The organism is Candidatus Dorea massiliensis AP6 (genome assembly GCF_964245105.1).
Lineage (GTDB): Bacteria > Bacillota > Clostridia > Lachnospirales > Lachnospiraceae > Laedolimicola > Laedolimicola intestinihominis.
The window spans coordinates 42,496-69,276 of record NZ_CAXTKW010000004.1 but is presented as its reverse complement, the minus strand read 5'-3'; the positions used below and the strand labels follow the sequence as shown (position 1 = coordinate 69,276).

22 protein-coding genes are annotated in these 26,781 nt (G+C 52.3%); 1 reads left to right on the top strand and 21 read right to left on the bottom strand.

The window, feature by feature from the left end:
• Positions 1-54 precede the first annotated feature (54 nt).
• The 11 genes from ACESZP_RS05525 to ACESZP_RS05475 are packed head-to-tail and all read right to left on the bottom strand — an operon-like array spanning position 55 to position 13,587.
• A complete protein-coding gene (locus ACESZP_RS05525) occupies positions 55-1,275 on the bottom strand; it encodes an LCP family glycopolymer transferase (protein ID WP_178038450.1) in 1,221 nt (406 codons plus the stop codon).
• Between the two features lie 32 nt (positions 1,276-1,307).
• Positions 1,308-2,717, bottom strand: a complete 1,410-nt coding sequence (locus ACESZP_RS05520; protein ID WP_178038451.1) for an undecaprenyl-phosphate glucose phosphotransferase — start codon at positions 2,715-2,717, stop codon at positions 1,308-1,310.
• A gap of 47 nt (positions 2,718-2,764) precedes the next feature.
• Positions 2,765-3,727: a glycosyltransferase family 2 protein gene (locus ACESZP_RS05515; RefSeq protein WP_499708281.1), complete on the bottom strand. Its 963-nt coding sequence runs from the start codon at positions 3,725-3,727 to the stop codon at positions 2,765-2,767.
• Positions 3,717-5,195 carry a glycosyltransferase family 2 protein gene (locus ACESZP_RS05510; protein ID WP_499708280.1) on the bottom strand — a complete coding sequence of 493 codons (1,479 nt, stop codon included), beginning with the start codon at positions 5,193-5,195 and terminating at the stop codon, positions 3,717-3,719. Before ACESZP_RS05510 ends, ACESZP_RS05515 begins: the two co-directional genes overlap by 11 nt.
• A gap of 2 nt (positions 5,196-5,197) precedes the next feature.
• Positions 5,198-5,872 carry a DUF4956 domain-containing protein gene (locus ACESZP_RS05505; RefSeq protein WP_178038454.1) on the bottom strand — a complete coding sequence of 225 codons (675 nt, stop codon included), beginning with the start codon at positions 5,870-5,872 and terminating at the stop codon, positions 5,198-5,200.
• Between the two features lie 38 nt (positions 5,873-5,910).
• Positions 5,911-6,606, bottom strand: a complete 696-nt coding sequence (locus ACESZP_RS05500) for a polyphosphate polymerase domain-containing protein (RefSeq protein ID WP_499708279.1) — start codon at positions 6,604-6,606, stop codon at positions 5,911-5,913.
• A gap of 22 nt (positions 6,607-6,628) precedes the next feature.
• Complete coding sequence (locus ACESZP_RS05495) at positions 6,629-8,275, bottom strand: CotH kinase family protein (protein ID WP_499708278.1); 1,647 nt, start codon at positions 8,273-8,275, stop codon at positions 6,629-6,631.
• Positions 8,272-9,867 (bottom strand): CotH kinase family protein, encoded by a 1,596-nt coding sequence (locus ACESZP_RS05490; protein WP_499708277.1) that lies wholly within the window; start codon positions 9,865-9,867, stop codon positions 8,272-8,274. The genes ACESZP_RS05495 and ACESZP_RS05490 overlap by 4 nt, the downstream gene beginning before the upstream one ends.
• A 31-nt stretch (positions 9,868-9,898) precedes the next feature.
• Positions 9,899-10,327 carry a GtrA family protein gene (locus ACESZP_RS05485; RefSeq protein ID WP_178038458.1) on the bottom strand — a complete coding sequence of 143 codons (429 nt, stop codon included), beginning with the start codon at positions 10,325-10,327 and terminating at the stop codon, positions 9,899-9,901.
• A gap of 6 nt (positions 10,328-10,333) precedes the next feature.
• Complete coding sequence (locus tag ACESZP_RS05480) at positions 10,334-11,788, bottom strand: glycerophosphodiester phosphodiesterase family protein (protein WP_499708276.1); 1,455 nt, start codon at positions 11,786-11,788, stop codon at positions 10,334-10,336.
• A gap of 8 nt (positions 11,789-11,796) precedes the next feature.
• Positions 11,797-13,587, bottom strand: a complete 1,791-nt coding sequence (locus ACESZP_RS05475) for an LTA synthase family protein (RefSeq protein WP_499708275.1) — start codon at positions 13,585-13,587, stop codon at positions 11,797-11,799.
• 126 nt (positions 13,588-13,713) lie between these two features.
• Here ACESZP_RS05475 and ACESZP_RS05470 point away from each other — a divergent pair, with 126 nt between their 5' ends.
• On the top strand, positions 13,714-14,667 hold the full coding sequence (locus ACESZP_RS05470; protein ID WP_178038461.1) for a glycosyltransferase: 954 nt from the start codon (positions 13,714-13,716) through the stop codon (positions 14,665-14,667).
• Here ACESZP_RS05470 and ACESZP_RS05465 read toward each other — a convergent pair.
• Genes ACESZP_RS05465 through ACESZP_RS05420 form a run of 10 tightly spaced genes read right to left on the bottom strand, consistent with a single transcriptional unit; the run spans position 14,664 to position 26,780 of the window.
• Positions 14,664-15,002, bottom strand: a complete 339-nt coding sequence (locus ACESZP_RS05465) for an EamA family transporter (RefSeq protein ID WP_178038462.1) — start codon at positions 15,000-15,002, stop codon at positions 14,664-14,666. The two genes, ACESZP_RS05470 and ACESZP_RS05465, sit on opposite strands and share 4 nt — an antisense overlap.
• Positions 14,992-15,339, bottom strand: a complete 348-nt coding sequence (locus tag ACESZP_RS05460) for an EamA family transporter (protein ID WP_178038463.1) — start codon at positions 15,337-15,339, stop codon at positions 14,992-14,994. The genes ACESZP_RS05465 and ACESZP_RS05460 overlap by 11 nt, the downstream gene beginning before the upstream one ends.
• Positions 15,336-16,484, bottom strand: a complete 1,149-nt coding sequence (locus ACESZP_RS05455) for an ATP-grasp domain-containing protein (RefSeq protein ID WP_499708274.1) — start codon at positions 16,482-16,484, stop codon at positions 15,336-15,338. The genes ACESZP_RS05460 and ACESZP_RS05455 overlap by 4 nt, the downstream gene beginning before the upstream one ends.
• The gene (rffA, locus tag ACESZP_RS05450) at positions 16,474-17,604 is read right to left on the bottom strand and encodes a dTDP-4-amino-4,6-dideoxygalactose transaminase (RefSeq protein WP_499708273.1); all 1,131 of its coding nucleotides are present in this window, start codon (positions 17,602-17,604) and stop codon (positions 16,474-16,476) included. The genes ACESZP_RS05455 and rffA overlap by 11 nt, the downstream gene beginning before the upstream one ends.
• A 6-nt stretch (positions 17,605-17,610) precedes the next feature.
• On the bottom strand, positions 17,611-19,398 hold the full coding sequence (locus ACESZP_RS05445) for a hypothetical protein (RefSeq protein WP_499708272.1): 1,788 nt from the start codon (positions 19,396-19,398) through the stop codon (positions 17,611-17,613).
• Positions 19,399-19,427: 29 nt separating this feature from the next.
• Positions 19,428-21,155 carry a hypothetical protein gene (locus ACESZP_RS05440; RefSeq protein WP_499708271.1) on the bottom strand — a complete coding sequence of 576 codons (1,728 nt, stop codon included), beginning with the start codon at positions 21,153-21,155 and terminating at the stop codon, positions 19,428-19,430.
• Positions 21,152-22,111, bottom strand: a complete 960-nt coding sequence (locus tag ACESZP_RS05435) for a glycosyltransferase (protein WP_178038468.1) — start codon at positions 22,109-22,111, stop codon at positions 21,152-21,154. The genes ACESZP_RS05440 and ACESZP_RS05435 overlap by 4 nt, the downstream gene beginning before the upstream one ends.
• An 18-nt stretch (positions 22,112-22,129) precedes the next feature.
• Complete coding sequence (locus ACESZP_RS05430; RefSeq protein WP_499708270.1) at positions 22,130-24,028, bottom strand: DUF6020 family protein; 1,899 nt, start codon at positions 24,026-24,028, stop codon at positions 22,130-22,132.
• 22 nt (positions 24,029-24,050) lie between these two features.
• Positions 24,051-26,018, bottom strand: a complete 1,968-nt coding sequence (locus ACESZP_RS05425; RefSeq protein ID WP_499708269.1) for a glycosyltransferase family 2 protein — start codon at positions 26,016-26,018, stop codon at positions 24,051-24,053.
• 15 nt (positions 26,019-26,033) lie between these two features.
• Positions 26,034-26,780, bottom strand: coding sequence for an ATP-binding cassette domain-containing protein (locus tag ACESZP_RS05420; RefSeq protein WP_178038471.1), 747 nt, complete (start codon positions 26,778-26,780; stop codon positions 26,034-26,036).
• Position 26,781 lies beyond the last annotated feature (1 nt).

Below are 26,781 nucleotides of genomic sequence, written 5' to 3'. Positions count from 1 at the left end.
TCTCTGAAAAAATGGACGAGGCCTACTCTCCCCGTCCATTTTTATTCCGTGTAATTATTCCGTCGATTTCGCCGTTACGCCTGTGTCAGAGATAATCTTCTCATTGATCTTCAAGACTGTCGGTGACGGATAATAATCTTCCTCTCCAAACAGGAACTTGTGAAGCTCCATTACATTCAACTCCAGATCTGCAGGCACGACCATATCCTGCTTATTGATCTTCTTATTCTCGATATAGGTCGGGAAGCCTCCGCTCTCGCCCAGCTCGTAGGACATCATATTGGCCGCCATTCCGATCATGGTCGTCTTCGGGATATTCGTGGATACCAGCGGGAATACCTCGTCCACAATCTTGTTAATCGTACCCAGTCCTGCGCTCTTTGCCTTCTCGACAATCTTACTGATAACCATTCTCTGACGTTCCGTACGCTTGAAATCACTTCCTGCTGTATAGCGGATGCGGCAGTAAGCCGTCGCCTGCAGGCCGTCCAGAGTCTGCAGTCCCGGTCCTTCCAGGAACGGGCTGTAGTGATCCAGATAATCCTCGGAAATCTCAGTCGTTTCGTACATATAGGCGTTGACATACTCCCACTCATCGTCCTGTACATCGATGTCAATGCCGCCCAGGGCGTCGATGGTCTTGATCAGGGCCACAAAGTCTATGCTGACATAATACTGGATATTCAGATCCAGGTTCGTGTTCAGCATTTCCATGGCCTGCTTGGGGCCGCCGCTCTTGTAGGCCGCGTTACATTTGCCGTAGGTGTCGTCCGCCCGGTTCAGATAGGTATCGCGGTATACGGACATGAGCTTTACCTCTTTGGTCTCGTTGTTGATGCTGGCGATGATCATGGTGTCGCTTCGGTTGCCTGCGCCCAGCTCGCCAATCTTTCGGGTATCAATACCAAACAGGGCAACATTCGTATAGCCCTTCAGGAGCTTGGCTGTATCCTCGTCCATATCTTCATTGACGACCACGTCACCGATGTTCTCACTCTGGAGCTTGTCAAGCTTCCCTAAGCCCCAGACGCCGACGCCGAGAATCAGGATCAGAAATACCTCCAGAACAAGGATTCCGATCATGCGCTTTTTGCGCTTCGCCTTTTTATGTCTCTTTGCCATTCTGCGCTTTTCTTCCGGTGTATGGGCGGTTCTGCCCTTACTGTGGGAGCTGTGCGCATGTGCATTACTGCGGGTGTTGCGACTGCTGCTGTTTCGACGTGTGCTGTGTTCCTCGTCCCGTCCCCTCGCGTTTCTGCCTCTTGTATCTGCCATACGTGTAAAATCCTTTCCTGTGTTCTGACACCTTAATAGGCATTCTTGTTGACGAAGCCCTTGAAAATCGTCAGAAATAAGATTTTTATATCAAACCCCAGCGTCCAGTTCTCAATATAGTAGAGATCATATTCGATACGCTTGCGGATCGAGGTATTGCCCCGGTACCCATTAATCTGGGCCCAGCCGGTCATACCCGGACGCACCTGGTGTTTAATCATATAACGGGGAATCTCCTCCCGGAACTTCTCCACAAAAAACGGGCGCTCCGGACGGGGTCCCACCAGACTCATGTCCCCTTTTAAGATATTAAAGAGCTGCGGCAGCTCGTCTATGCTGGTCTTGCGGATAATCTTTCCCACCTTTGTGACACGGGGATCGTTCGGCACGGTCCAGGCTCCCCGTTCCTTCTTGGGCGACTGGACGTCCATGGAGCGGAACTTGTACATCTTGAAGTTCCGGTTATGAAGTCCCACACGCTCCTGGGCATAGATCAGGGGTCCCGGAGAGGTCAGCTTAATGGCGATGGCTGTCACCAGCATAATCGGCGAAAAGATGATGATGGCACAGACTGCCCCCACCAGATCCACCGTTCGCTTTACAAATGCATTGAATGTATTGGTCAGAGGCACATGGCGGATATTGACCACCGGAAGCCCCATCAAATCCTCCGTGTACGGACGGGTCGGGATGATATTATTGTAATCCGGAATGAACTTTGTATGCACGCCGGATTTCTCACAGACCGCCACGATATGCTCCAGCTTGGAATACTCGCTTAAGCCCAGGGTAATGGCAATCTCATCCGGCTTGGCCTTCTCCAGAACTTCTTCGATCTCCTCAGTGCGGCCAAACACCTCCACGCCCCGATACTTCATGCCCTGTTCCACATTGTCATCCAGAATCCCCATGATCTCATAGCCCCATTCCGGATTGCCCTTGATGCGGTCAATATACTCCTCCGCCGCGCGGCTGTAGCCCACCAGAATCATGTGCTTCTGGTTGAATCCCTTCTTCCGCAGCTGGTGCAGGGCCAGACGGATGGAATTGCGGGCCATGGCTTCCAGCACGATGTTGATGGCGTAGAAATAAAACAACATGGGACGTGAGAAGTTCGTCGTAAACTCGGTATTCCAGCGCAGTAAAAACATAGCCATCATAAAAATACCAAGCCCCAGCGTATTGGCCTGTACGATCTTCTCCAGCTCCACACGCTTTCTTCTGACACTCTTGGTGGTATACATGCCAAAAGCCGCGTAAAGCGCCAGATATCCCGGCACCAGCGGAATCAGAATCAGCATATAATCCTGGAATACAAAACCGGATATATGATTCAGTAATTTAAACTGGATAGTCCACGCCAGCAGATAGGCTGCCGCGACCACCAGCGCATCCACCAGCACGTGAAGCCGGTTAAAATGCTGCTGATTATCCTTTATCACTACTTCTCACCCACATTCGGCTTCAGCAGCAAGTGCTTCAGCCTGTACTAAATGATTTCTTTTCTCGCTATATTCCGCCAGAGCTCCCACTGGAGTCTGGCATACGCCGGGAAATGCTTCCACATAAAGCGGACCTTTTTCTCCCGGTCGCAGGTACGGATTCCCTTAAGAATCCCCCGAGCGTAAGTGCCGCCCAGCTTCTTCTTACAGAAAAACAACTGCTTTGCCCCAAAGCCCACCACCAAAAACGGCAGATTCAGCACCAGCTGAAGCAGGGGCATATTCTTATAGATAATCCATATATTATTCCGTGAACTTAATGTCACCTTAAATTCATTATAACGGGAACCGCTGGTTCCGCTTCCGGCGTGCAATACCCTGGCCTTTGGTACGTAGAGATTCCGGTACCCGAAGATACGCGCTCTCCAGCCGATGTCGATATCCTCCAGATAGGCGAAATGAGCTTCGTCAAAATACCCGATTTCTTCAAAAAGCGCTTTCCGGTAGACCGCCGCTCCCGCACAGGCCGCGAATACTTCGTCCTGTTCTTCATAATCTGCGGAAGGCTTATCTTTTCCTCTCGCAAAAGCCCAGCCGAGGGCGCAGTAAAAATTGCCCGCGTCGTCCAGCTTCAACGGATCCTGAAGCTGAATCAGCTTGGCCTGGGCTGAAAATGCCCTCGCGTCCGCTTCCAGAGCCCCCACCAACGCGTCCGTAAAGCCCGGCTCCACCTCGGTATCATTGTTCAAAAGAATCACGTAGGGCCGCGTTGCCGCCCGGATGCCTTCATTGACTGCCCGGGCAAACCCATAGTTCTGATCCATGGCCAGTACACGCGCTTCCGGGAAATGCTCTCTGGTATATTCGAGGCTTCCGTCCTTTGACGCATTGTCCACCACGATAAGCTCCGCTTTCGGCGCGTCCCGGAGTACTGCCTGCATGCAGGCTTCCATAAAAGCCATTCCATTGTAATTGGGTATCACAATGGATACCTGACTGTCAGCCTTCATACAACACCGCCCAGGGTTCATAGTAGATATGGTAACCGGATTCTATAAGCTTCGCCGCCAGCGTCTCCACAGACACTTCTCCGCCCTCCGGCACACAGGTCTTTAAGATATCCGCCCTCGCCATAAAGCAGTCCGTCGGCTGCTCCAGCTCCTGCTGCAGCACCGCCCGGTGATTGTATCCGGTATATCCGTATTTCAGACCCTTCATTCCATCGGAAAAGGGATCCTTCACACCGCGCATCCGGATATCGCCTGCCAGCCGCTTCCGCGCGTCGTACACCCGCGCGCAGGCCAGCCCCGTATCAGGACGGTCACAACAGGCTTTCAGCGCCTCATAAAACTGCGCGTTTACCCGCATATGCTTCTGTCTCTGATTCCGAACATGCATAAAAAGCACATAACGATCTTCCGGGTTAATTGTTACGGAAATATTACATACCTTACCATAATATACAACGTTTACACCTGTTTGTCCATCAAATTTTTCGAAAGAATTCTTTAAGATAGATGGAACGCCCGGATAGCAGACCCGGTAAAAGCCGTAATTATCCGTATTTTGCGGGGTTCCCATGCGTCCGGTCCGGGCAAGATGGGCCGACACCGCCCGCTTTCCCGCTTCATAAGCATAAAGCTTGCTCTCGGGGTTCGTGGCCGTGGATGCCTCGTGGCTGCGCCAGGAATACAGCACCTTCGCCACATGCAATACCTGCTCCGCTTCTTCTGTACAGCGGAAGATAAAGTCATGATCCTGGGCTCCGTCGAACTCCTCCCGAAAGCCGCCCACCTTCAGGGCAATGGAGCGCCGAACCACGAAAAAGTGACAGATATAATTATTGCTTCGCAGATATTCCTGATTAAAGTCCGGCTTGAAATGGGGCTGAAAATGACGGGTCAGTTCCATATTGACCTTATCCTCGTCCGTATAAACCGCGTCTGCGCCGTCGCTCTCATTGAGTGCCTCTACAATCTCAAAAAGAGCCCCCGGAAGCAGCAGATCGTCATGATCCAAAAGGCCCACATAATCGCCGGTCGCCAAGGCAAGCGCCGCGTTGGTATTGTCAGAAATTCCCAGGTTTTCCGTCAGATGCCGATATTTTATCCGGGAATTCTTCTTTTCATATTCTTTTACTGTCTGTTCGACCTTATCGGAAGGACTGCCATCGGCGATACACAGCTCCAGGTTTCCATAGCTCTGGTCCAGTACGGAGTCGATCATCTGCCGCAGAAAGATCTCCGGCGTCTCATAAGCCGGTACCAGAATGCTGATGCACGGCTCATACGCGAACTTCTTTTCCCGCTGGCGCGCGTCCTCCTCCGCATCCGGAAGCTGTTTCTGAAGCCAGTCATTGTAACCGGCCTCGGCTGCGTTCCGCCGCTTTCGCTCCATAATCTTCCGATAAAGCCGGGCGAGCCCGTACTGCTTTATATACCGCAGTCCGCGCCCGCCAAGCCGCATGATTTTTCCCATATTTAGAAGGTTACCTCGCCGTCGTGGGCAATCAGGGAAGCTGTCATTACGGTATCCACCGCAGCGACCTCTTTCACAAAGGCGCCCTCTTCCTTCACCTGTACCTCGACTACCATATCTAGGGCGCCTGCTGTCAGGTTTCTGGATTTTACTTTGTAGAAACGGCTGTATTTCTTTACGATATCCAGAATTGCGTCCTCTTTATCCGCATCGGTCACATTGACCACCAGCATCATGGGCGCTCTGGAAGCCGGTAGATTCTCCAGCACCAGAATCAGAATCGTCACCACCAGACAGGTCAGAAGCGCTACCTCATAGAGACCTGCGCCGCAGATGATACCGATACTGATGGACCAGAACAGGAACACCAGATCCATCGGATCCTTGATGGCCGTACGGAAACGCACGATAGACAGCGCGCCGACCATACCGAGGGAGATGACCAGGTTGGACTGCATGGCCAGAATAATCGCCGCGGTAATCACGGACATGGCTGCCAGCGACACATTGAAGCCCTTAGAATAGAAGGACTTTCTGGTCACCAGGCGGTAAATCAGAAATACATAGCAGGCCAGAATACAGGTCACTGCAAAGGTCGCCATAATCCGTCCGGCAGAAATGTCCATGCTGGTAAAGCCTTCGAGAAATGACTTTTTGAATACATCTTTAAATCCCATTTTTCATATCCTCCATAGTCTTTTTTGAATTCTTTATATTACTCCGGTATTCCCGTAAAGGAGTACCGTCTGCATAGATAGTATTTGGAATACGCCGTCTGCTGTAAGCTGTCAAGCTGCAGATTCCGGTATATGTAATCCGGCAGGAACTCGTCGTATTTGACCTCCAGAATATTCCGCCCCTTCGGCATAATGGGCCGCATAGGCGGCTGCTCCGTCAGAAACAGGCTCGTATAGCTGGAAGAACGGATATTCAGATCCAGCGTAATACGGGTGTTGCCCAGGGGATCCACATAGGGAATTCGGTCATACTCTACGATAATCCGGGGTCTTAAGAGTCTCGTCCGCATCTGCAGGTTCAGCTTCTGCAATACCGGCGGATAAGAAGGATCCATTGGAAGGGGTCTTCCGACCATCAGCTCCCTGCACTGCTCCTCGGTCAGGCGGCAGGAAAGCTTCTGGGTCATGCCGTGTTCTTTCCGCTTCAGTTCCAGGCTGATACGCCCCGTACCGGCATTGTAGATGCGGATCCGGAATTTTTCTCTCGGATCGCTGCCGATCTCATTTTCCTTATAATAGCTGTTATAGTAATCGTCAAAATACAGACTGCGGATGTGATACATACCGTCCGCGCCCGCGTGACTGTCCGGCTTTATCAAACCCTGAATCCGGTTTTCCAGAAGCGCCTGCTGCGCCGCCGTAATCACATACTTTAATTCATGCCGATAATCCATGTTTTCTCCTTTAGAGCGGGACCTATTCGTATCCAAGCCCCATGTATTCCTCCAGATTGCCGTTAAAATAATAATCCAGGATGCCAAACCGATAAAAGGCCATCCGCTTGAACAGGTCGTAATTCTGTCCGCTGCTGCTGTCCGGCCAGCGTTCTTCATTCCTTGTGTAAGCGCCGGAATCCTGCACCTGATGTACAAGGCCGTCGATACGCTCCGTCAGATTTTCCTCTGAGAAAACGCCGGCCCGCAGCTCCTTCCATGTCCGGTTTACATAATCTCTTGTTTCGTCCACGTCAAGCTCCACCAGACGGTCGCCGTAGGCCCAGTTGATCCGCTCGGAATAAAGACCGGTAAACAGCCCTACCTTCCACACGCTGTCTCCGTCCTCATTTTCACTTAAGGCGTCTCCCCAGGTAATATCCATATCCCAGGGCGCAAAGTACAGCTTCGGACCGCTCGCAGTCTGCTTTGCCACATAATACATATTTTTTCCGCGGTTGTCAATGCCCAGCACCGCCTGAAGGAAAATCCAGACGTTCAGAGCACCCTCCCGATCCGTAAGAGCCGAGGCCGTCTCCCGGAATTCTTCATCTGTGGTCAGATCCCGCAGCTTCAGATAGTCAAGCAGTGGCTCCCAATCGGAACGCCCCACCGTATCCCGCTTGCCCTTCAGTTCATAGCCGTCCAGATTCTGACCATACTCAGGTTGATTCAGAAGCTCCTCCGTAGGCAGGGTCTGCGGCGTCACGGACTTGTAGGAATACTCCTCCGCCTTGCCTTCGTTCAGCTTCGCGCGGTTCAGCTGCTTGGAATCCACCGGCTCCGCCAGCATATAGAGTCCCCAGTATTCGTGGTTGAAGAAAACCTCCACATAGGTCATCCGGGTGCCGAAATAAGCGCTTGGGAAATCGCTTCTCACCGCGCCGATTTCACTCCAGAGATCCGCGTTCAGCTTGTCGCGGATCTTGGAAGAATCTGTATACATGGCGTTCAGAATCCACTCATCATCCGAACGCAGGCCGAACAGAGATTTTTTATCTGCTACAATATCGCCGCTTTTCTTCTGCTTTTTCAGGGTCAGCTTGTACCCCTTCTTCGGATACATGCGGCTGGTATTGCCGCGGATATGGGCCTCCAGAATGCTGGATGAGGTCCAGTTTACCTTGGTGGTATTATCCCAGAAAAAGGCGCTTCCGCCAAAAACTTCTGTGTCCGCGCTTTCTGCCGTCTCAATAGAAATGACCGGAAGGCCGGTGGCCACCACCTGACAGACCTGATATTCCCCATCCTTTACTGCATAGAAACAGAAGGCTTTTCCCGTCCGGATGGCTTCCTGCTTGTCCGTGTCGGCCATATCTTCCTCAAAAAGGAGCTGCACGCTCTTATCGAGGGAGCTAAGCTCCCCACTCTCCCATACGTCCGTCTCCATATCCAGAGGCAGATAGAAGGTCGAGGTGGCGCTGTCATAGGGCAGCTGCTCTCCGGAAAACGCCAACGCCGTAAAAAACGGCTCCGCCGCCTGCGTATGAGTCGCTTTCATGGCCTTTATATCCTCCGCGTCCGCGCTCCGATAGCCCAGTGCCGGCGTAAGGAACCGCCAGCAGAAGACGCCTGTGAGGCAGCAGCCAAGCAATATCAAATTTAAAAGAAGCGCTATCTTCTTTTTCACTCCACATACTCCTCCAAATCCAGATAGGAAAGCGGATCGGCCATCTGCTCATCCAGAAAGGCCATCCGATCACAGGCAAGCTCTTTCAGACTCTCATAGTCGGAATTATGTCCGCCATTTTCCCAAATAGCCTGATCCCGCTCAAAGGCGCCGGAATCCACCACGCTGTGGGCATACGTATCTATATGCTCACAGAGCCACCCGTCGGAATAGACGCTTTCCCGCAGCTCCTTCCATCTGGCCGTGACCTTCGCCCGGGCGTCGTCCACGTCAAGCTTCACCAGACGGTCGCCTATTTTCCAGGCGATGCGCATGGTCAGAATGTCTTCCGAGAACCTGGTACGGTTCCCCGCATCAAAATCGTGTACATTTCCCCAGGTATAATCCATGTCCCAGGGCATGAAACGAATCTGATACCGGTCGTCCGCACAGACCGCCGGATAGAAGATATTCCGCTGAATATTATCCATGCCGATGACAGCCTGAAGATAGAGCCAGACGTCCAGCGCGTTATCCACATCGATCAACTCCCCGATATGGGCCGCAAAGGTCTCGTCGTCTGCCCCCAGATATGCAAGGTATGTGTCGAGGACTTCCCGATGGGCTTCATCATCCGCGCTGTGATTTCCCTTCAGCTCATAGACCTCCGGATCCTTCTGCTTGTACAGATACTCCTCCGGATTCTTTCCGTTTTCTTTGGTCAGACCCAGCTGCTTGTAGTCCACCGGCTCCATCAGACCGTAGATACCGCGGTATTCCCCATTTTGAAAGACCTCAATGTATTCCATATGATAGCCATAAAAACCGGTCGATTCAATACCCAAAGCGCCTGATTCGTTCCATATATCCTGAGAAAGTTTATCACGTACCTTCGAGTCTTCGCTGTACATGGCATAGAGCAGCCACTCGTCGTCAGTCCGCATTCCCAGGAAGGACAGCTTGTTTTTCCGCAAAGCGCCCGCGCCGGTCTGGTTCTGTCTGTACAGGGTCATTTTGTAGGATTTCTTCGGGTTCAGGCGGCTGGAGCCGCCCCGGATATGGGCGCTCATGACACTTTCCGTCACCCAGTTTTCCTTGGTGTCCGCCGCATAGAACCGCATGGTTCCGTAGATCTCGTCGTAGCGGATCTCCTCGCCGCTGTCCGTCGTAAGGCTTATCATGGGCAGTCCTGAAAATACCACCTGTACGATCTCATAATTACCGCCCTTCACCGCCAGCAGCCGATAGGCCTTACCGGTCTTTACGGCCTCCTGCTTATCATCAAGCAGCGGATTGTCCAGAAGATAAAGCTCAACGCCGTCCGCTCCTGTGAAGCTTCCGCTCTCCCAGGCGGAATTGTCCATGTCCACCGGAATGTACCAGGTCCGGCTGGCCTCGTCGCAGGGCAGCTCTCCGTCCGCGAAATAAAGCCCGGTAAGCAGCCGTTTCTCCCCTTCTACCGGCGTCAGGCTTTTCATCAGCTTCTCCGCCTTTTTGACAGTCAGCACCTGGGAATCCAACGCAGATGCCGGCACCGGAAACCTTATCAGCCAGACGGAACTGATAAGGAGCAGCACAAGGCAGACAGCCAGTGCTATCCTTTTCTCCCTCATATCTGCTCCTTTCTGAAAACACTTATTTTGCTCAGTGCTTTTCGATAAAAATTTTACGTGTAATAAAGTTGTAAACCATCACCACTGCGGTCGCGAAAATCTTCACTACCATGTACGCGTAACGGGAATATGCCGCCAGCAGGCTGCTCTGATCCATCAGACCCTCCAGCCAGCCGGTACCTGCCCACATAAGGAGCTGGTTGATACCAAGGCCAATCAGGCTTAAGACTACAAAGATACCGAACTGGGCCGTCTTATTGGCATTCTTATCCGCGTCGAAGACTACGGTAATGCTTAAGATGTAATTGACTACGGTAGAGATGGTGTAGGAGCATGCACTGGAAATAAAGGATGGGATTCCCACCAGCTCAGTTAAAGCCACCATAATAAAGTAATCAATAAAGAAACACAGGAAGCCCACGGCTCCAAATTTTACAATCTGTCCGAATAATTTTTTCATTTCGTACTATTCTCCACTTTCTCTCAGTTCTTCTAAGGCGCGCGGGCTCCAGTAATCGGTGTAGAAGCCGTACACGCCCTTTTTCATATATTTTCGGATCTCCGACGGCTCGTCCACCACATGGACGAACATATCCAGCTTATTGTCCGCCGCCAGGTTCACGAAGTAGGCGGTTTTCTTCCACTTGACCGGCACCGTGAAGGCTCCGAAATTCATCTCCTTGGAGTATTTGGCCGCCGCTTCCTCTGCTTCCGTCGTCTTCGGCAGCTGATAGAAGGTAAACAGCCAGTGCTTCATGGAATAAATCGCATTGATTTTATCATAATCTTCCGCATTATACAACTGCACAATCAGACGATCCAGCAGTTTTTCCTGTCCCATTTTCCTGGCCAGGGCCACAAATTTCTCCATGACCTCGGGCAAATCGGTGTTTTCATCCTGCTTCACATCGGTGATAAAATAAAGCTCCGGATGCTCCGACCAGATTTCCAGAAGGCCTCTGGCCGTCAGTGTCGTCAGGGTTCCGTAGTATTTTTCCCGCTCAAAGGTGGCCAGATCCGGAATGTGCCCGTCATAGGACACGTCAAAGGTATCCTTCTTCCAGTTGTGGCGGCAGACAATCTCACCGTCAGACGTCTTGGCCAGATCCACCTCGATGATTTTGAAGCCTTCGGAAATGGACTCCTCCAGGGCGTCCCGGGTATTCGTGTATTTATACTCGCCCGCATTTCCCAGGGCATGGGCAATAAGGCAGCTTTCCTCATACCACTGGATTTCGTGGCGGGCCAGGCTGTCGTGATCGCCCCGGCGGCACACATTCAGCCAGAATTCACCCAGCAGCTCCTTCTGTCCCTCCGGCGTGTAGGGTCCTGTCCAGTAGACGCTGACCAGCGTGGTTCCGCCCTTGAACGCCCGGATTTCGCCACGCTCCGTCACGTAGGCCACATCCGGACGACTGCTTTCATAGGTGACATTTTCCACCTGCGCGTTGGCCGGTGTGGGCTTTAGCTGAAAGGATACGCTGTCCCCCCGATGCACCAGATAATAGTACTCATTGGCCGGAAGCTCCTCCGGCAGGGAGACTTCCATGCGGACAGCCTTCTGTACCACCGTTACCGGCACCTCCGTATACACCTTCGGATTTCCGACAGCAGTCACCCGCACAGCCGTTGTGCCGGGCGTGTGTCCAATCAATACGCCCTCATCCGTCACCTCCGCCACCACCGGGTCGGAGGACTCATAGCGAAGCGCCGTATCCGCCAGCTTATTTCGCGTCCCGGCCTTTGCCGCAATGGGCGTCCGCGCTTCCTGTGTATAGCGGGTGAGCGTATATCCGTTCTCCGGCATATTTAAGATTTGGACGTCCGTGATTGCCTCCACATACAGATACTGATGAAGCCCATATCCTCCGACGCCGGCCGCCAGGATGAGGAGCGCTGTTATTATGAACTTTTTTTTCATGTCATCTCCTAAGGTGTGATAGTAAAGAGTTCGTCGATTCGGTTTTTCCGATCCGCCACGGCATTGTATTCCAGCTTCTGATAATCCAACAGCTCCTCCGGCTTTTCCGTATTTTTGCCCCAGGCTGTATAGCTGCCATCCGCCAGATAGTAACCATTTTTCGTAAGGGCAGGGACCGAGTCCCAGGTCTTCAGAAGCAGCTTATCATAATCTGTGAGTTCCAGGTTGGCCGTCTCGAGAATCTTCGCCCCCAGATAATTGGCGCTGATTTTGTCTATCTCCTGACTCTCCAGCTCATAATTTGTCCAGATGATAAATGGCGTCACATACTGCTTATCCGCTTCTTCCGCTGTCAGCTCTTTCATGGATTTTCCATACAATGCTTCATAAAACCCATTTTCAATGGCAGCCTGATGATCGCCAAACATCACGATCATTGTCGGTTCCTCCACCCGTGAAAAATAATCCAGCAGATAGGCAAAGGCTTCATCTGACTTTTTCATCAGCGACAGATAGCGATCCGCCTGCTCGTATCCCGCCACATCGCCTCCGGCCTGTATTTCCTGCCGGAAATCCGGAAATGCTTCCTCATAGCCCCCGTGATTTTGCATGGTTACATTAAACACAAACAGCTTTTCTCCCGGCTCCTTTTCCTCGTAACGTTCTATCAGCCGCTGATAATCTCCCAGATCGCTGACATAATTGCGAAGCCGCTCCGCCTCCTGGAACCCGCCGCTGGAAATGAATTCGTCAAATCCCATGTACTGATATACATTTTTCCGATTCCAGTTTCCCGAGATATTGGGATGCATGGCCACCGTGGTATAGCCCTGGGCCTTCAATGTGCTGGCCATACCGTATTCCTCCGGACGGCAGTAAGCCTGGTACGCGCTGATTACATAGGGCAGAAGCGCCATGCTGTGGCCGGTCAGGACCTCATACTCTGTATTACTGGTTCCTCCGCCAAACACCTGCACATACAGATTGCCCCGGATGGTATTATCGGTAAGACTGCTGATAAACGGAAAATACTCCTGATTCGTCTGAAAATCCCGGATAACACTCATATCCGACAGGCTCTCGTTCATAATCACAATCAGATTCTCCGGAGTGGTCTCTGAAACCGGCGTGCTTTCGTAAGAAACCGTTTCCCCGATTCGCGCTGCCTCGCTTACGGAATATCCAGCGGGCTTCTCAATTATCATAGATTTCGCCAGAATAGCCGTGGAGGTGGCATAGCCGAAATCCTGATAGCTGCCCTCCAGGCTCCACCAGAATACATCGTCGTCAATTCCGGCCAGGGTGTATTTAATATCGTATCTGTAAAAAGCCAGCAGCCAGGCTGTGAGACAGAGCACATAACAGCCCGCCGCGATTCCGCGCTTTTTCCAGGTCAGCTTTTCCATGCGCAGCCGCCAGATCAGCAGAAGCATCAAAATAAGAAGCACTGCGCCGCAGGCCACTGATTTTGCGAACGTGATGTGATAATTGGATACCACTGCAGCCGCCGTCCTCCAGGCTGTCAGATCCTGCGGCAGAAGAAGAGGCGCCCCTTTAAACTGCAGCACATAATAATCTGCCGCCGCCAGAATATACAATACTACCGTCGTTCCTGCAGCCGCTGCCCGAAACCGGTTCACCGCCAGATACACCAGTATGTATAGGAAATAATAGAAAAGCAGATTGATAACCGCTCTGGGAAAACTGATATGCAGCAGATTCCCCGTTGTGGTTTCAAACATCAGATACCCGAAAGCCGGTATGGCAAATGCCGCCAGCCACTTTAATTTATCTTTCATTCGTAATTCCTCTGTCTTTTTCCTGTTACCTGCACCAGTATACCGTCTTCGCCTCCGATTGACAAGACTTCCCGCAGACGCTATACTGAACTCAGTCAAATTTTAAGAAAACAGGAAGTATTTTACATGGAAAAATTATCCTTTGTGATTCCCTGCTACGGCTCGGAAACCACAATTGAAATTGTAGTAAATGAAATCCGCGAAACCCTGAAGCAGCGCCCGGAATATGATTACGAAATCATTCTGGTCAATGACTGTTCCCCGGATCGGGTCTGGCCGCGCATCCGCGCCCTTGCCCTTGCGGATTCCCATATCACCGGCATTGATCTGGCCAAAAACTTCGGCCAGCACGCAGCCCTGATGGCCGGTTACCGGCACTGTACCGGGGATCTCATCATTTCTCTGGACGACGACGGCCAGACGCCCGCCTGCGAGCTGTTCACTCTGGTGGACAAGATGAAGGAAGGCTGGGACGTGGTCTACGCCTCCTACGCCCACAAAATGCACAGCGGCTTCCGCAACTTCGGCACCTGGATGAACGAGCGTATGACCGAAAGCCTGATTGGTAAGCCAAAGGGTCTCCGGGTCACCAGCTATTTCATCATGCGCCGCTTTATCGCCGATGAGATTCTCCGCTATGAAAATGCCTATCCCTATATCGAAGGCCTGATTTTCCGTGCCACCCGGAACATCGCCAATGTCCCCGTGACCCATCATGAGCGCATGGTGGGCGAATCCGGCTATACCTTCAGCAAGCTCCTGGCCCTGTGGTTCAACGGCTTTACCGCATTTTCCGTAAAGCCCTTACGAATTGCCACCTTCTGTGGCTCGGCCTGCGCCTGCATCGGTTTTCTGTACGGAATCTATGTGGTTATCCGCAAGCTGGTAGACAGCTCCATTGAGATGGGCTGGAGCTCCATTATTGCTTCCATTTTTTTCCTGGGCGGTCTGATTCTGATTATGCTGGGTATGATCGGCGAATACATTGGCCGTATCTATATCAGCATCAACAACGCGCCCCAGTACACCATCCGTCAGGTCGTGACTGCGGACAGCAGCTGCGATAAACCGATGTTTTAACTGTAAAATACGAAGATCCCCAGAAGAATCAGCACATTTCCGAGAAGCTTCTTTTTCGTGATCTTCTCGCCGAAGACCAGGCGGCTTAAAATCATCACAAGAACGAAGCCCAGCGATTCAATGACCGCGCCATTCTTGTACTCCAGACCGGCATAGCCGCCTACGGTCAGAAGCGTGGAGAGCACCATCATGCCATAGCCTATGATCACATAGGCATTCAGGTATTCCCTTATGACCGACGTATAGGCTTTGGACGCGCTCTTTTTCAGTAAAATCTGGGACAGGGACGCCACGATGACCGACGCCACCAGAAGAAGCATATATTTATTCACCATCGCTGTTCACAATCATTGTTCCTGCGAAAACAATGAGCACTCCTATGATATTTTTGACCGTCAGGGACTCATGAAAGAAGATCACAGTCCAGACCAGCGACCACAGAATCGCCATGGAACGGTTGGCATAGGCCACGGACAGATCGCAGCGCTTGATGATCTGCTGCCATGCGATGGCATAGAATCCCAGAATCAGGATTTCCACGCCGTAATAGATAAGAAACGGAAGGCTTAAGAACGACTGGCCCGAGGCCATCTTCGCCGCCACGCTGGACAGGGTGTAAAGCATGACCACCAGCTGCAGCGCCAGAATTAATTTCGGTGAAATCTTTTTCATAAGGTTACATACTCCTTTGCTTCAGTAAGGCTTTCAAAAGCCAGGATAAAATAGCCAAACCGGGTGGAGCTGTCCGTCACGGTGCCCTCACGCACCTCCGTAAGCTCGCTGATAAAATGTATCTTTTCCGGAATCTCTCTCTTTAACTTCTCCAGCAGATCCAAATCCTTTTTCGTGAAAATAAAATGGATGTACGCGGTCTTCGGTTCCCGCACCTTCTCAAAGGAGGGCTCGCGTCCCGCCGCCACGTCGATGACCATCCGTACGAAATCATAGCCTGTAGACAGCTCCACCAGATCCGAGCCGATGCAGTCGCCGCCCATCCGGGCTCCGATTTCGATGATGCGGACACTCTCGCCCTCCAGCTTAAATTCTGTGTGGGAAGCGCCATTTTCCACCTTCAGGGCGTCGAGCCCCGCAAAGACTGCCTTCTGAATGGCCTCTCTCTGAGCGTCTGTCAGGGGTGCCGGCTCCAGGTGGCCGGTTTCGACGAAATGGGGCTCTCCTGTGGTGTACTTCTTTGTGACTGCCAGGAAATGATGCTTTCCCCGGCAGCTGACGCATTCACAGCTGTATTCGGGACCGGTCAGGTATTCTTCTACAATGGCCTTCTTTTCGAAGGAGTTATCCACCGAAGCCTGTAATGCTTCCGACAGTTGTCCCCATTCTTCCACCTTAGTTATCCCCCTGCTGCCGGAACGGTCCGTGGGTTTTACAATCACCGGGAGCTTCAGTCCGCTCAGATCCGCCGCTGTTGTCTCCGCGTCCGCCTCGTAAAAGCCCGGCACCGGCACGCCCGCTGCCCGAAAGGCCTTCCGCATGGCATATTTATTTGTGGAGATCTCCGTACATTCCATGCTGTTGCAGGGCAGCCCCAGCTTCCCGGCCACATAGTTGACCGTCAGCATGGCCAGATCGGAGCCGATGGAAGCCACTGCGTCGGGCTGTATCTCCCTGCATTTTTCCAGGATAACGTCCCGTTCCACGATGCTGATGGGATAAAAGTGATCGGCAGTCCGCTCTCCGATGGAACCGTCCTGCCATGCGAATACATGGGTCTCATAGCCCAGGGCCTTTGCTTTCAAAATCAACGGATTCTGGAAGCTGTTGGCGCCGATTATGACGATTTTTTTCTTATTTTCCATAGAATTCTTTTACCTTTTCCGCTATGAAGCGTACCTGTTCTTCCTTTAATCCATAGTACAACGGAAGCCGCAGAAGCCGCTCGCTCTCCTTTGTTGTGTATCGATCTTCCCCATGGAAACGGCCAAATTTCTGGCCTGCAGGAGCCGTGTGCAGCGGAATATAGTGGAATACCGTCTGAATTCCCTGCTCCTTCAAAAAGGCAATGAGCCGGGTACGTTCTTCCAGATCTGCCGCCTTGATCCAGAACATATGCGCGTTGTGCTCACAGCCTTCCGGAATAAAGGGAAGCTCAATCCTTCCCGCTTCTTTCAGGCTTTCCAGTATTTTCCAGTATAAATCCCAGGTTTTCATTCTGTCCCCATTGATGCGATCTGCCGCTTCCAGCTGAGCCCACAGATAGGCTGCGTTCATATCGCTGGGCAGATAGGAGCTTCCATAGTTCACCCAGGTATATTTATCAATCTGTCCGCGGAAAAATTTGGAACGGTTAGTTCCCTTCTCCCGCAGGATTTCCGCGTTTTCAATCTGCTGTGGATCCCGAATCAGCAGCGCACCGCCCTCTCCCATGGAAAAGTTCTTCGTCTCATGGAAGCTGTAGCAGCCGTAATCACCGATGGTCCCCAGAGCCCGTCCCTTATACCAGGCGCAGACGCCCTGGGCCGCGTCCTCCACAACCGCCAGATGATGCTTTTTCGCTATCTCCATAATCGTATCCATCTCACAGGCCACACCCGCGTAGTGAACCGGCACGATGGCTTTCGTCCTCTCTGTGATTGCCGCCTCAATCAGCTTCTCATCCATGTTCATGGTATCAGGCCGGATATCCACAAAGACCGGCGTTGCGCCCCGCAGCACGAACGCGTCCGCTGTGGACACAAAGGTATAGGCCGGCATGATGACCTCGTCGCCCGGCTGAATATTAAGAAGCAATGCCGCCATCTCCGTGGCATGGGTACAGGAAGTGGTCAGAAGAGCCTTTGCCGTTCCGGTCTTCTCCTCGATCCAGGCGCTGCATTTCTTCGTAAACATGCCGTCACCGCAGATATGCTCCGCGGAAATGGCCTCTCTGATATAATCAAATTCTTTTCCCGTAAAGGGCGCTACATTAAATCCAATCATCGTTTCTCACTCCTCCGCCGTAAAATCATACACCTCAAAATTCTGCTCTCCGTAATTCAGCGTATCTGCCAGCTCTCTGCCCCGGTACTGCCCGCCGTAAATGCTCTCAAAATATCGATCCATATAACGCAGATTGATATTTTCCAGGGAAATCACATAGACATTATCCTTTGTCACAATATCCTTTTTCGGATCGGTGATGCCAAGCTTCGCGCACTTTGCGTTTTCCAGCGGGGAGAAGGTGTGCCAGCCGCCCACGGAAAGCAGGTTACTGAAGGTGAAATCCCGCTTTACGGTAAAATTATCCGTATAGGTTTCAATGGAAAAGGTCGTCATAAAGTAGACATTTTCCGGATGCTCTGCCATGTAGCGGTTCACATCCAGGAATTCCAGGTTGTAGTCGCGACGGCCTGTATTGTAAGACTGCACGCTCCGCCAGGTGTTCACGGCCGTCAGGGTCAGGACACAAAAGATCCCAAAGGTCAGTACGATGCTGCCGGGGCAGATATTTCCCACGCTGTCTGTCTGCCGCTCCGTTCCGTCGTCGTTCTCCCCCAGTACCTGAATCCGATACCAGATTCCCAGGAACAAGAAGATTGCCATAAAATACAGCACAAAGCCCACACGCTCCAGCAGACGGTCCCGGTAGCCCAGATAGCCCCAGTAACCGAACCAGAGCACCAGAAAGCTTAAGCCCAGCCCCAGGCTTCGCCGGGAGCGTGCCGCGCAGAGCGCAAGCCCCAGGGCAATGACCGCGATGGCAATCAGATTGGCCGGATGATAGGTATCCTTCGTAAAATGCTCATAAATTTCCGTAAAGGCTGTACTCAGGCGCTCCTTCAGCGGATGGGAAGCCGTATAAGCCTCCTTCTCGTGCCGGGCCAGCGCCGCCATTTTCTCCGGGTACAAATTGTCCGCCAGATACAGGGAATAGCGTTGTAAATTCTCCGCTTCCTCCGGAGAAATCCCAAGCTCGTCGTAAATGGCCGGGTCGGTCTCGTAATTCTGAAGCCCATAATAATCCATGATGGCTTCCCGGTCTGTATTATACTTCCGGAAGGTCCTCCATTCCGGGGAACGGTAGGCAAAGGCCTCCACTGCCAGAATCACCAGGACGCCCACTGCCAGCGTCACCGGCACAAACAGGTGCTTCAGGCGGAACGGAAATGTGACTTTTCCGCACTGCCAGCTTTCCAGACTGGCATATTTCCACAGAAAACACAGGGCTGCTGCCGGAACGGTAATGAAAAAGACGTCGTCACGAATCAGGAGTGATACCAGAACCAGAAATACCGCGATTCCTTCTTCCATCCGGATCTGCCAGTCCGGGCCTTCCCCTGCCGTGTAAAACAGGAAAATGCCCGCCGCGCCCGCAATGCCCGCCGCCGTCGTCCATTGAAACGCCGATACATGCTGGGTTCCCATGGCCGTCATCAGGAGCAATGCCGTCGCCGCATATATGATTTTCCAGAAAATCCCTTTTTCAGATACCAGACCGCGGTACAGGCAGAGGGCAAAGGACAGCAGCACTACGCCAATCATGGTCAGTCCGTACCAGTCCAGCCCCGGGAAGCACTGATAGAGACCGCTTATCACCAGGCCCAGCAGATATTTGATATGCAGAAGATGGGCGTCCGGCGAGCCGGTAATGACGCCCGCCGCCACATTCCGCATGGCCACATCATCGTTGATGTCATAGATAAAGGGAACGGTTTTGTATACAAAGAGAAACCAGCAGCCTGTCAGTAAACATGCCGCCAGCATCGCGCCGAAGACGCGCCATCCTCTGTTCATTTCTCCTTTCGTCCTTATGTCCATCTGTTTCACTCCTGTATCTGATAAAAATAGTACATTCTTCCGTCTATCTCACGATCTTCAGTGAGTGTAAGCTCTGCCCCAGGCTTCTTCCAGGCAAGCCAGGAAGCCAGAAAGCCCGGATCCTCCACATCGCGCGCCACCAGGTACGCGTTTTCATCGGTAAACAGGGTCTGCTCCACTGATTTCACGCCAAGCGCCATGAAACGCTCCTGATCCAGCGGGGAATCCGTATACCAGTCGCCAAAGGTCAGACAGCGGTTCAGGGCGAAATTGCCATTGGTCACGACCCGGGCGCCGCCCACCGGCTCCGCCATATAGGTTTCGATAAAATAGAGCTTTTCCGTTTCTTCCTTACACGCGTTCTTAAAGGTCTGGAAGCTGCTGTCCAGGGCCAGCTTCTCCCGGTTGCTGACTGTGGAGCTTTGCCACTGCAAAAGCACGGTAAGGACTGACAGAATACAGAGAATTCCGGCCACCGGGCGAAGCCACTGGCACTGATCCTCCTCTTTTTCGCAAAGACTCGTAAACAGACCACCAAAACCCCCCAGCATCACCAGATGCAGGGAAAATGCCACCCGCTCCGGCAGCCGTCCCGCGTATCCCAGAGCCAGCCACAACAGGCCATGAGCGCACAGGTACAACAGGAGCAGAGGACACAGCCGTTTTTCCCGTTTCCATAGCAATATCACGGCCAGCAGGAAAAATACCGCCACCGACAGGCTGACGTTCCGATATTCCGGAGAAAAGAACTGTTCCGCGGCCAGCTTTACCGCCGCTTTTATTTTCGCCATTGTGCCAGGCTCTCCGTCTGTCTGCCGTCGCGCTTCGACGCTTAAGCTCTCCATCATCTCCGCATCCATGCCGTCTACCAGATAGAGGGCATAGTGACGCAGGGCCCGTACCTCCTCGCTGCTGATCCCAAGTCCATCAAAGAATTCCGGATCCGCCTCATAGGCCGGCACTCCGTAATAATCATAAACCTCCGAGCGCGCATTCTGGAACCGCTGAAATTCCGCCCATTCGGGACCGCTGTAAGCCTTCCTCTCCACCAGGAACAGCAGACCGACGGCGAAAAACACCAGAACCGGAAGCAGCAGTTCCCGGAAATTTATTTTCCATTTATTTCCATTCTCATTTTTCTGAAACGCTTTCCACAGAAAAGCCAGACCAAAACCGGGCAGTACCATAAAGAACACGTCTGAACGGATCCCATAGGTCAGTATCAGAAGCATCCAGATCCATACGCCGTCGGCCAGACCGGTTTTACGCCGCCCCGCGGACACATAAAGGAACAAAGCCGCCGCGCCCAATGCTGCTGCGCTGATGGTCCACTCAAACTGCGCCGCATGAGAAAGCAGGGCCGTAAGCGTCACGCCGACTGCGCCCACGCAGTACACACCTTTCCATTTCCAGCTCTTTTTTGCTGCCAGACCCCGGTAAAGAATCGCTGCCAGGCTTAAGAATACAGCGCCCGCCATAAAAAAGCCGTACCAGTCTGCCCTGCCGTTTATCCGGTACAGGCTACTTATCGTCCGTCCCAGCGCGTACTGCACAAAAAACAGATGACCGTCCGGCGTCCCGGTAAAGGCTCCGGACGCAATATCCCGCATAATCACGTCGTCGGCGATGGCGTACACAAAACCCATGGTCTGATACACCGCCAAACCACAGATAAACGCAAGAAGAACAGACGCCGCCGCGGCTGCGCCTGTTCTTTTCACTGCCTGCTTCATACTTCCTGCTCCTTTGCTTCCTTCTGCAGGCTTTTATAGGTCTCATGGGCCGCGATAAGCTGCATCTCAAAATCCTGCTTGTTCTTCTGCTCCATGCTCTGCAGCACCAGTCCCGCAAAAAGCGACTGGAGCGCCGCAATCAGCACGAAGCCGCAGACAATCAGGGTTGGGAAGCGGGGCACCAGTCCGGTCTTCCAGTATTCGGTCAGAATCGGAATCAGGAATACCACGCCCAGCACGGTCAGGATACCCGCCAACAGAGAGAAAAAGCCCAGGGGCTTATAATTCTTATAAAGATTCAGGATCCGGGTCAGTACCTTGAAGCCGTCGGAAAAGGTATTCAGCTTAGATACGCTGCCCTCCGGGCGGTCCCGGTAGTCGATGATCACATGATCCACCTGCATATGCTTATCCGCCGCATGGATGCTCATCTCGGTCTCAATCTCAAAACCGTGAGACAATACCGGGAAGGTCTTCACAAACTGATAATTAAAGGCCCGGTAGCCGGTCATAATGTCCTGAATGTTCGTATCGAAGAAGCGGTTAATGCAGTTCTTTACAAAGGAATTTCCAAAATTGTGGAAAGGTCTTTTATTTTCGGTATAATATGTGGACGAAAGCCGGTCTCCCACCACCATATCGGACTGCTCCTCCACTACTTTTCGTACCATCTCCGGAGCTGCTTCCGCCGGGTAGGTGTCGTCGCCGTCCACCATCACATACACTTCCGCGTCAATCTCCCGGAACATCCGGCGTATGACGTTGCCCTTGCCCTGCTGGTATTCATGGCGCACAATGGCGCCGGCCTCTTTGGCAAGCTCGCCGGTCCCGTCGGTGGAATTGTTGTCGTAGACATAGATCGCCGCCTCCGGCAGGGATTTTCGGAAATCCTCTACCACCTTTTTTACTGTTTTGCTCTCGTTGTAGCAGGGAATCAGTACCGCTACTTTATCCATATGACGTGTCCTCCGTCTTTAAAAATCTGTTTCTGCCTGACTCTTTTTCTCTTTGTATACACGCCACAGCAGATACAGCATCAGCGGCATGCAGGCGATAAACGGGTAGTGATACCGCATTTTCACCACAGGACCCAGAAGGTTCGTCAGGAAATAGCCGGTAAAGGGCGCCATCACAATCAGCTGCTTCCACTGCCGCGCATACAGAAGCACCAGTATGGTAAACAGCCATAACCAGGTGTAAAACCCCAGATTAAAGGTGGCCGCGATAACCGGAGCCTTCTGGAAAGAGGCTTCATTTCCGATTTTTCTATAAAATTCTGAAAGGACCGGGATTTTGGATTCCATGGTCACATCCACGTCCTCCCGGAATTCCTTGCAGTCATATTCAAAGTAATCCTTGCCCTTGTCCGTCTCCTCGATGGAATTGCCCGGATACCAGTATCCGAAGGTTCCCACCAGGAATGAGTCGATATACATTTTCTTGTGGGTCATTCCCACACTGACCCAGGTCTTTAAGAAAGGCATGGGATTCTCAGCGAATTCGCTTCCGTGAAAATAAGCCTTCACCGGATCGGCAAACCGGGACATATAGGTATTCAGGCCCTCCTCGTCAATCATGGCAAGGATTCCTTCTTTCTGTTCTTCCGTCAGTCCCTGGTAATCCAGATTGTATACACGGGCGGCGGACTGCATCAGGACGCTGCACATCTCCCGGGCGTCTCCCGGCTGAATGCCAAGGGCGCTGTAGACCGGGCCGGTATAGCCCCCGTATAGCCCTAAGCAAATCACGCAGAGCAGCAGCATTTTCTTCCAGTATCTGCGGAATGCCCACAGAAGAAAAGGGATGCAGAACAGAAACGTATGCAGACCGTTATTGCGGAAGGCATACAGGAAAAATACATTGACACAGAAAAGAATCTGTCTGCGCCCGGACGCAAAAAATATCTCCGGGTACTCTGCCATGCGTAAAAGCTGTACCACAAACACCGCGAAGACCGCGGTAAAAATCGAATCCTTGGTGGCGCACAGAGCCATCAGGCTGTTGACCGGATGAAAACCCAGAAATACAAGCGCGCCGACCCACAGCCATTTCGGCGCTTTTTTCTGCCGCAGGTAGAGGCAGACGTCCGCGTATAACGCAGACAGGATAACCATCTGAAGCAGGGAATAGATAAACGCTCCGGCCTGATTGGAGCCGGTGAGCGCCCTTCCGAGCTGTCTCGTCAGCCACAGCATGGCTGTATGGAGTATCGGGTGATGGGCAGTCCATGCGTGATCGGCCACCGCCGCCAGCTGCCAGCCGCAGTCATAGGAGAAAATTCCCGGCCAGGAGGCCAGAAGCACCGGAATCCAAGATAAAAAGAGTACGGCAAAGCAGAACCAGTAAAACTTCCGTACCGGGAAGCTGTAGGCGATAAAGTAGGCTATCGGACCGTCCGCCTCGCTCATATGCACACCCGTCAATCCGTCCGTTTCCTCTGCTTCCATTGCTCCGTTTTTTTGTTGTATTCCTTCTGTTCCTGCTTTAACAGACGCTTTCTTTTCTGACACGCCTGCCAATACCCGCAGCCCTGCGCTCACACAGATGGTAAAAAACGGACTTAAGGCTGCAAAGGCCGGAAACACCTGCGGATTCCAGATCGTATCCGTATAATTCAGCGAAAACCCCCAGGCGGCAAACGCTGCGAACATCATACCGCCCGCCGCGCCATAAACCAAAAGTCTGGCATTTACCGCTTTTTTCAGGAACTGCGCACCCACGTAAGTAAACGCACCGAACATCAGCATGGCCGTCACACTGTTGGACAGCATGGTACTCGTGCCCCGGATCTGATACAGGAAATTGATCCCGCACACAGCCAGGAAGGCTGCAAGCACCGCTATGCTGTTCTGTGTGATCTGCTTTTTGCTCAAAATGTTCTCCTAATAAAACCAGTTATTTAATCGTATAATCCGAATAATCCAGTGAGAAATTCGGGTTAAAATAGGGATCCCCCGCATCCAGATCCGCCTTCCACTTCCGGCGGAACATGTCTACCTCCTGCTGGAAGCGCTTCTGCTTCTCGCCCTCTTCCATACCACGGGTCTTGGATTCATAGTGATACAGCTCCGCAAAGGGCGTAAACACATTCAGATATCCCGCGTGGCGCAGCTTCAGACAGAAGTCCACATCGTTGAAGGCTACCCGGAACTCCTCGTCCAGGCCGCCCACCTCGTCGTACTGGGCGCGGCTGACCAGAAGGCACGCGCCGGTCACAGCCGTCACATCCTGGGCGTAGCACAGACGTCCCATATAGCCCAGATGCATCTTGTCATCCTTATAATGGGTGTGGCCTGCCGCCCGGTGAGCGCCAAGGCCGATAACGATGCCCGCATGCTGAATGGTGTTGTCCGCATAGTACAGCTTGCCGCCCACCGCAGCCACGTCGGGCCGCTGGGCGTACATCAGAAGCTCCTCCATCCAGTCTCTGGTGATAACCTTCATGTCGTTGTTCAGGAGCAGCACGTACTTGCCGTTGGTAAATCTTACGCCGAAATTGTTGATTTTGGCATAATTAAATTCGCCCTCATATTTGACGATCCGGATCTTCGGATTGTGCTCCAGGGCTTTATAGTAATCAAAGATCTCTTTTGTCTCGCTGTTATTCTCCACAATGACAATCTCGTAATTCTCATAGGTGGACTTATTGACGATGGACTCCACGCAGCGGGACAGATCCTCCATATGATCCTTATTCGGAATCACGATGGAGATCAGGGGACGCTCCAGCAGCGGATAGCGGATCCGGAAAATCGTCGGGAACGCCCGGGTGCTCTCCACCTTTACGTCCATACCGTATACATCCATGATGTGATCGTGAACCGCACGCTTGGCCGCGTCCACCGCATAGGTCTTGGCGTTGATATCCTGTGCCACACTGGCCTTATGGGAGCGCCAGTAGTAAAGGGCCTTCGGCACATGGTACACCAGCTTCGCTTTGCCGGTCAGCCGCAGGATCATATCGTGATCCTGGCTTCCGTCATACTGGCTCCGGAAGACGCCTGTCTCGTCCAGCAGATGTCTGGAAAAGGCAGAAAAATGACAGATGTAGTTATTGCCGCGCAGATTGTCGATGGCGAAATCCGGCTTGAAGTGCAGCACGATCATGTGGTCAATGCTGTCGCCCTCAAAGGTGATCTCATCGCAGTAGATATAATCTGCATTTTTCTCATTGATGACCTTTGCGTATTCGAAAAGCACCGCCGGATGCAGAATATCATCGTGGTCCAGCAGGGCGATATACTCGCCGGTGGCCATTTTCAGGCACTCGTTGGTGTTGCCGGAGATCCCCTCGTTGTGCTCCAGCACCTGATATTTGATACGCGGATCCTTCTCCGCGTATCTCTTGCAGATCTCACCCACGTAGACATGCTCACTGTCGCTGCCGTCCGCCAGACACAGCTCCCAGTTCTGGTAAGTCTGAGCCTGTACGCAGTCCAGAAGCTCTGTCAGAAACTTCTCCGGCGTATTGTAAAGAGGCGTCAGAATACTGAACTTAATCATCCTTGGAAATACGGTCTCACGCTGGGCTTTCGCTTCCTCCGGACTCGGAAAGCTGGCAGTGCCGTGGCGCTTCATATTCTTTCGCTCCTGAAGCTTACTGCGAACCTTTCGCATAATGCCCGGAATAGAACCATAGCGTGTCAGACGATCTCTGGTTTTCTCATAGAAATGAAGACCCTTCCGGAGGGGTATCGCCAGCTTCCAGGCAAAGCTGCCCTTGATGCGGTCCAGCTTGAAATTCAGCTCCTCAATCTCCTTTTCGGACTCCTCAATTTTACTCACCAGGACCTCGGTCTTTTCCCGTTCTGCCTCGTAAAGTTTTTTATAATCCATTTGTTCCTGATCCATATTCTGCTCCATAACTTTCCTCGTTATTTACTCCTTCGCGTTCGGATCCTCATAGGCGTCGCAGACTTCCTCCGCCTCGCCAATCATCCGCACGTGTCCCCGGTCAATCCAGATGGCTTTATTGCAGATTTCTTTGACCTGCTCGATACTGTGGGACACAAAAAGAACCGTAGTATTGCGATCCATCATTTCCCGGATACGCTTTTTACATTTATTCTGGAACTGATAATCGCCGACAGACAGAATCTCGTCGATGATCAGAATGTCCGCGTCTACGATGGTCGCGATGGAAAATCCAAGGCGGGCCAGCATACCGGATGAAAAATTCTTGATAGGCACATCCACGAAGCGCTCCAGCCCCGCGAACGAGATAATATCGTCGAACCGCTCCTCCAGCATCTCCTGGGAATAGCCGATGAGGGCGCCGTTCAGGAAGATATTCTCCCGGGCGGTCAGATCGTGGTCAAAGCCTGCTCCCAGCTCAATCATGGGGGCGATGGTTCCGGTGGTCTCCACCGTACCCTTGGTGGGCTTTAAAACTCCCGCGATGATCTTCAGCATGGTACTCTTTCCCGAGCCGTTCATGCCGATGAGACCCACGGAATCGCCCTTTCGAATCTCGAAGCTCACATCGTTCAGCGCCCAGAACTCCTCGTAAAAGAGCTGGCGCTTCAGCATCTTGATCACGTATTCCTTGATGCTGTCCACCTTTTCTCTGGAGAGGTTGAAGCACATGGATACGTCTTTGACTTCTATGGCATTTTCTAACTTCATA

Coding starts and splice junctions, on each gene's coding strand:
- ACESZP_RS05475 (WP_499708275.1), bottom strand. CDS start 13,587: ATGAAAGATAAATTAAAGTGGCTGGCGGCATTTGCCATACCGGCTTTC.
- ACESZP_RS05420 (WP_178038471.1), bottom strand. CDS start 26,780: ATGAAGTTAGAAAATGCCATAGAAGTCAAAGACGTATCCATGTGCTTC.
- ACESZP_RS05485 (WP_178038458.1), bottom strand. CDS start 10,327: ATGAAAAAATTATTCGGACAGATTGTAAAATTTGGAGCCGTGGGCTTC.
- ACESZP_RS05425 (WP_499708269.1), bottom strand. CDS start 26,018: ATGGAGCAGAATATGGATCAGGAACAAATGGATTATAAAAAACTTTAC.
- ACESZP_RS05460 (WP_178038463.1), bottom strand. CDS start 15,339: ATGAAAAAGATTTCACCGAAATTAATTCTGGCGCTGCAGCTGGTGGTC.
- ACESZP_RS05440 (WP_499708271.1), bottom strand. CDS start 21,155: ATGAAGCAGGCAGTGAAAAGAACAGGCGCAGCCGCGGCGGCGTCTGTT.
- ACESZP_RS05480 (WP_499708276.1), bottom strand. CDS start 11,788: ATGAAAAAAAAGTTCATAATAACAGCGCTCCTCATCCTGGCGGCCGGC.
- ACESZP_RS05505 (WP_178038454.1), bottom strand. CDS start 5,872: ATGGGATTTAAAGATGTATTCAAAAAGTCATTTCTCGAAGGCTTTACC.
- ACESZP_RS05510 (WP_499708280.1), bottom strand. CDS start 5,195: ATGGGAAAAATCATGCGGCTTGGCGGGCGCGGACTGCGGTATATAAAG.
- ACESZP_RS05525 (WP_178038450.1), bottom strand. CDS start 1,275: ATGGCAGATACAAGAGGCAGAAACGCGAGGGGACGGGACGAGGAACAC.
- rffA (WP_499708273.1), bottom strand. CDS start 17,604: ATGATTGGATTTAATGTAGCGCCCTTTACGGGAAAAGAATTTGATTAT.
- ACESZP_RS05500 (WP_499708279.1), bottom strand. CDS start 6,606: ATGGATTATCGGCATGAATTAAAGTATGTGATTACGGCGGCGCAGCAG.
- ACESZP_RS05435 (WP_178038468.1), bottom strand. CDS start 22,111: ATGGATAAAGTAGCGGTACTGATTCCCTGCTACAACGAGAGCAAAACA.
- ACESZP_RS05465 (WP_178038462.1), bottom strand. CDS start 15,002: ATGGTGAATAAATATATGCTTCTTCTGGTGGCGTCGGTCATCGTGGCG.
- ACESZP_RS05455 (WP_499708274.1), bottom strand. CDS start 16,484: ATGGAAAATAAGAAAAAAATCGTCATAATCGGCGCCAACAGCTTCCAG.
- ACESZP_RS05490 (WP_499708277.1), bottom strand. CDS start 9,867: ATGAGGGAGAAAAGGATAGCACTGGCTGTCTGCCTTGTGCTGCTCCTT.
- ACESZP_RS05470 (WP_178038461.1), top strand. CDS start 13,714: ATGGAAAAATTATCCTTTGTGATTCCCTGCTACGGCTCGGAAACCACA.
- ACESZP_RS05515 (WP_499708281.1), bottom strand. CDS start 3,727: ATGAAGGCTGACAGTCAGGTATCCATTGTGATACCCAATTACAATGGA.
- ACESZP_RS05445 (WP_499708272.1), bottom strand. CDS start 19,398: ATGAACAGAGGATGGCGCGTCTTCGGCGCGATGCTGGCGGCATGTTTA.